The following is a 3,550-nucleotide window of genomic DNA, read 5'->3' as shown; positions in this document are numbered from 1 at the left end:
AGGCCGAACCAGGAAAGCCCGCGCTTGCCCAGCCTGTCGATGCCGCGGGCGGAGAAGAGCAGAAAACCCCAGATCACCGCCGGCACCAGCCCAGCGACGGCGGCAAGGCCGAAGAACTGCATGGCAAGGTCGGAAAACACCGCGCCCGCATAGCCCATGGCGTTGGTGACGAGGTTGTTGGTGGCGTGCGAGAAGCTTGGATCGGCGACGTTCCAGGTAGCGAGGCTGGCGACGCCGAAAGCGGTGAACACGAACATCCCGGCGCCGACCAGGCGCCCAACCTGCCGCCGCGCGAACGCCTGGATGCCGTGTCCCGTATCGGTCAGCGCGAGCGGTGCTGAAGCGCCTGAACGCATGCCTCTTCCCCGTGTGTCGATGCCTGGCCGGATGCGTGACGCATGCCGGGAGATTCGTCTCCCAGACTATCGGCGGGAAGGTTAAGGGCGCATTAACCATGGCCTTTTGCCGAGATGCTCCCCGGAAAGGAGATGGCGGGCCCATGAAGCCCGCCATCTCTCATTGGCAAAGACGAAACGATCAGGCCTGTAAGGACCCGATCTTCCGCACATCACTTATGGCCGGCGTACTGCATCAGGTTGGCGCAGAATTCGGCATGCGGCTTGCTCATCGCCGCGTCCTGGCACTCCTTCATCATCGCGTCCTGCTTGTCCTTTGCCGTCGTCGCCCAGGCGGCCTTGAAATCGGCCTCGGACTTCATGGTCTTCATGCTGGAATCGGTGAAGAACGGGGCCATGTTGTCAGGCGAGTCGAGCGCGCCAGCAAGTGCAACACCGCTGACCATCGACAGAGCCATTGCTCCCAGGAAGATATTCTTGCAGTTCATTGGTCGGTTCCTTCCCTGATATTTGGCGACACCACGATGGCGGTCGCAATCCCAGTACGGAACCGGAAGGGCGGACGTTTCACACATTCGCGATCAAGTGAATGTGATCGAAACGCTCCATGCTCATATCCGAGAAAAAAGGAGGCCCGGAAGATCTTCCGGGCCTCAAGGCGTGAGCCCCTTTCGAGGGCATCACGACGGGATCTTGGGAGTAAATCGGGAAAGCCGCGCCGCAGCTTTCCTTGATGTCCGGACCGGCGGGAGAAGGATCCGCCGGCCCTGGCAGGGTCGGCCTTACGGCACGACTTCGCCGTGCTGGGTGACGTCGAGACCCTCGACCTCTTCCTGGGTGCTCGGACGCAGGCCGACCAGCGCCTTGACGATGTAGAGGATGACCAAGGTGGCGACCGCCGTCCATACGATGGTGACAGCGACGCCGTATGCCTGCTTGGCGAGCGAGGCGCCCGACGACAGGCTGTTGATCGCCGGATCGGCGAGCACACCGGTCAGCAGTGCGCCGACGATGCCGCCGACGCCGTGGACGCCGAAGGCGTCGAGTGAATCGTCATAGCCCATGGCGTGCTTGAGCTTGACCGCCGACAGGTAGCAGACGACGCCGGCGATGATGCCGACGAAGAAGGCGCCGGTCGGGTTGACGAAGCCGGAAGCAGGCGTCACCGCGACAAGGCCCGCGACGGCGCCCGAGATGATGCCGAGCACCGAAGGCTTCTTGGCGACGATCCATTCGGCGAACATCCAGGCCAGCGCCGCCGCGGCGGTGGCGACCTGCGTGTTCAACATCGCAGCGCCGGCGAGGCCGTCGGCGGCCAGTTCCGAACCGGCGTTGAAGCCGAACCAGCCGACCCACAGCAGCGAGGCGCCGATCACCGAATAGACCAAGTTGTGCGGCGCCATGTTGGTGGTGCCGTAGCCCTCGCGCTTGCCGAGAACGAGCGCGCAGACCAGGCCCGCGACACCGGCATTGATATGGACGACGGTGCCGCCGGCGAAATCGAGCACACCGGCGGTGGCGAGGAAGCCGCCGCCCCATACCCAGTGGGCGACCGGCGCGTAGACGACCAGCAGCCACAGCGCCATGAAGATGAGCAGCGCCGAGAACTTCAAGCGTTCGGCGAAGGCGCCGGCGATCAGCGCCGGGGTGATGATGGCGAAGGTCATCTGGAACATCGAGAAGACGAATTCAGGAATGTTCGCCACACCGGGCGCCCACAGCGAGGAAGTGGTGATGCCGTGGTGGAAGAATTTCGAGGCACCGCCGATAAACTTGTTCATGCCGCCGCCGTCGGAGAAGGCCAGCGAGTAGCCGAACATGAACCACAGCACCGTCACCAGGCAGGTGATGGCGAAGCTCTGCATGATGGTGGCGAGTACGTTCTTCTTGCGCACCATGCCGCCGTAAAACAGCGCCAGGCCCGGGATGGTCATCATCAGCACCAGCGCCGTCGAGGTCAGCATCCAGGCGGTGTTGCCGGTGTCGAGCGCGGGCGCCGGGGCGGCCGGCGCTGCGGCCGTGGCTGCCGGAGCGGCCTCCTGCGCGAAGGCGGCGGCGGTGCTGAACGCTACGAGAGCGAGCGCAGCGGCCGCGCGTCCCGTCGTCTTCAAGGGGGAAGGAATATTCATTGAACTCTCCGTTGGAATAGCTGGTCGCCGCTCAGAGCGCGTCGGTGTCTGTTTCGCCGGTGCGGATGCGCACCGCCTGGTCGATGCCGAAGACGAAGATCTTGCCGTCGCCGATCTGGCCGGTCTTGGCGGCGGAGCTGATGGCTTCGACGGCCTTCTCGACCATGTCGGCGCCGACAGCGACCTCGATCTTGATTTTGGGCAGGAAGCTGACCGCGTATTCGGCGCCGCGATAGATTTCCGTATGTCCCTTCTGACGCCCGTAGCCTTTGACTTCGGTGACGGTCAGGCCCTGGATGCCGACGGCGGTGAGCGCTTCGCGCACCTCGTCGAGCTTGAACGGCTTGATGATTGCCATCACGATTTTCATAAGGTTTCACCCTTCGCTGTTGCGGTCCCCCGCGTTTGCACACCTTCACCGATCCTGAGGAGAGCCGGAGAGTGCAGGACTGGATTCAAGCTCCGTGCCAATTGCCGAAGCAGGGCATTAACCTGTTGTAAACAAACGGGATCCGCAGCCCTTGCTCAACAAACGGGCGCAGTGCCGCAATGGCTCATGATTAAAAAACGGGCAAAATTTGGAAAATGCCTGCTTTCTAGGCTTGCCTCGAAGCCGGCTCAGCGTTTCAGCCGAATGAGGCCTTCCTGCGCGACCGAGGCGATCAGCGTTCCGTCGCGCGCGAACAGCGATCCGCGGGTGAAACCGCGCGAGCCTTGCGTGGAGGGGCTGTCCTGCGTGTAGAGGATCCAGTCGTCCAGCGAATGACTGCGGTGGAACCACATGGCATGGTCGAGGCTGGCCGCCTGGATGTCGCGATCGAAGATGGCGCGGCCATGCGCGAAGGTCGAGGTGTCGAGCAGCGTCATGTCGGAGAGATAGGCAAGCACCGCCGCCTGCGTGGCGCGGTCTTCCGGCACCGGGCCTGTGGTGCGGATCCAGATATTCTGCTCCGGCTCCAGCTTTTCGCGGCTGGTATAGTGCTTGAGCATTACCGGCTTCATCTCGATCGGCCGGTCGCGCTCCCAGTAGCGTTTGATGCCTTCCGGCACCGCCTCGCCGAACTT

At 63.4% G+C, this 3,550-nt stretch carries 4 protein-coding genes and 1 pseudogene; all 5 read right to left on the bottom strand.

Translation table 11 applies throughout. The annotated features are described in order from the left end of the window. Positions 1–356, bottom strand: a 356-nt coding sequence (locus EOA60_RS24055) for a DNA translocase FtsK 4TM domain-containing protein (RefSeq protein ID WP_206628210.1), incomplete at its 3' end; no start/stop codon positions are given. A 212-nt stretch (positions 357–568) separates the two neighbouring features. After that, positions 569–844, bottom strand: a complete 276-nt coding sequence (locus EOA60_RS24050; RefSeq protein ID WP_066998346.1) for a hypothetical protein — start codon at positions 842–844, stop codon at positions 569–571. Between the two features lie 294 nt (positions 845–1,138). Next, the gene (locus EOA60_RS24045; protein WP_245322420.1) at positions 1,139–2,320 is read right to left on the bottom strand and encodes an ammonium transporter; all 1,182 of its coding nucleotides are present in this window, start codon (positions 2,318–2,320) and stop codon (positions 1,139–1,141) included. 196 nt (positions 2,321–2,516) lie between these two features. Continuing rightward, entirely contained in the window at positions 2,517–2,855 is a 339-nt protein-coding gene (locus EOA60_RS24040; RefSeq protein WP_095825194.1) for a P-II family nitrogen regulator, read from the bottom strand. Positions 2,856–3,103: 248 nt separating this feature from the next. Further along, positions 3,104–3,550: pseudogene (locus tag EOA60_RS24035) on the bottom strand (acyl-CoA thioesterase domain-containing protein); the annotation flags it as partial.

The sequence above is a fragment of the Mesorhizobium sp. M1A.F.Ca.IN.020.06.1.1 genome, assembly GCF_004023265.1.
In the GTDB taxonomy this organism is placed as follows: domain Bacteria; phylum Pseudomonadota; class Alphaproteobacteria; order Rhizobiales; family Rhizobiaceae; genus Mesorhizobium.
This window is presented reverse-complemented; position numbering and strand designations above follow the sequence as displayed.